Origin of the sequence: Flavobacterium sp. LC2016-23 (assembly GCF_009674775.1) — a bacterium.
Taxonomy (GTDB): domain Bacteria; phylum Bacteroidota; class Bacteroidia; order Flavobacteriales; family Flavobacteriaceae; genus Flavobacterium.
The window spans coordinates 1-1,923 of the sequence record NZ_WKKE01000054.1; the positions used below are offsets into that span (position 1 = coordinate 1).

Here is a 1,923-nt window from a genome sequence, read left to right on the forward strand (position 1 = left end):
GCCAACAGAATACAGGAAGAATTCTCGGTAGCCATCGGATTGAAAGAAATATTTTTATATCCGGTATTACAGGACCAGTCCGATGTATTGGCTGCTTTGGGAGAATCAGTATATGAATCCATTCCCGTGGCAGATGTTCAGGATGGATATCCGTTGTCTTACGCACAAAGAAGATTATGGTTTTTGGATCAGTTAAATGAATCGTCCACTGCCTACAATGTTACCTTCGGACATTGGCTTCAGGGAGCTTTAGAAACAGAAGCCTTGTCGTATGCTTTCAATGCCTTAATAAAAAGACATGAAAGTTTAAGAACGGTGTTCAGATGGCAGGACGAAGAAGTAAAACAATACGTAAAAGCTTCTGAAACGATTGATTTTACAGTAGAGAATATAAATTGGGAATATACGACAGAGGATGATGAAACGATAGTGGATACTATTTTTAAAGAATACAATACTGCTTTTAACTTATCGAAAGGACCTTTGTTAAAAGTATACGCGTTCAGACGTGCAGAAGAAAAGCATTTCCTTTTCATCAACATACATCATATTATTGCAGATGAAATTTCTGTTCAGCTACTCATTGCAGAACTGCAGGAATTATACAACGCTAGAATTAAAGGAAATGAGATCGTAAGAGGAGCGTTAAAAATTCAGTACAAAGATTTCGCGGTATGGCAGCAAACGTCAAAGAAGCATGAAGACATTAGTCATAAATCGTATTGGTTAGAAAAATTATCGGGTGAAATTACCCCGTTGGATCTTCCAACATCTTTTCCAAGGGGTGTGCAGCAAACATTCACAGGAAAACGTCTGAAACATACATTTAGACGGGAAACAAGTGTAAAATTTCAGTCGCTGTTAGAGCAACAGCAGTCATCGCTGTTTATGGGTGTTCTTTCTTTGGTAAAAACGCTTTTATACCGCTACACCGGAACGCAGGACATCATTATCGGAACTCCGATCTCCGGCAGGTTACATCCGGATTTGGAAAATCAGGTAGGATTTTATCTGAACACCTTAGCACTTAGGGACGAAGTTTCCGGCGATATGAGTTACGAAGCTTTACTGGCGCAGGTTAAAGAAACCTGTTTAAATGCCTACGAACATCAATCATATCCGTTTGATTTGTTGGTCGAAGAGTTGGATGCTGCCCGTGATTTGAGTCGTTCCCCATTATTTGATGTAATGGTGGTTTTGGAAGACATGGAACGTTACGATAAAAAACTTTCCTTTTCCGGTATCACTATTGAAGGAGAATATACAGATGAAAAAACAAGCAAATTCGATATTACTTTTTACTTCAGTAAACGAAATGATAATTTACATTTAACGATCGAATACAACACGTCGTTATTCTCCGTTTCGCGAATCGCAAGAATGGCCTCGCACCTGGAAGAATTGCTAACATTAGTGGTTGCCGCTCCGCAGACCAGTATTGGGAAGTACAATTATTTGTCTGATGCGGAAAGTGCCAATATTCTAACAAATTTCAACGCTACGGCAAAAGATTATCCTTTAAGCGGCAGTTTCCTGACCCGATACGAGCAAAATGTGAGCAAAACCCCGCAAGCCATTGCGGTATATTATGCAGATCGAAAACTGAATTACGGAGCATTAGATGCCGCTGTCAACCAATTGTCGAATTATCTGAAAAATAATTATAACATCCAACAAGGCGATTGTGTAGGTTTATTACTGGACCGCAGCGAATGGATGTTAATCTCAATGTTAAGTATCCTGAAACTGGGCGGTATTTACTTGCCGATTGACAAAAGTTACCCGACCTCAAGAATCAGTTACATCTTGGAAGATGGCCGTGCAGCGTTACTAATTTCAGATACAACGTATACAGATGAATCGGGGATTAATGTAATGATTCTGCCGGAGCATATAGAAAAACTTTCCGATTACAGCAGTGAA

Annotated in this window: 1 protein-coding gene; it reads left to right on the top strand. The window is 39.6% G+C overall.

Going from position 1 to position 1,923, the window contains the following annotated elements:
• Nucleotides 1-1,923: condensation domain-containing protein (locus GJU43_RS22660; RefSeq protein ID WP_154344175.1), on the top strand; the 1,923-nt coding region annotated here is incomplete at both ends.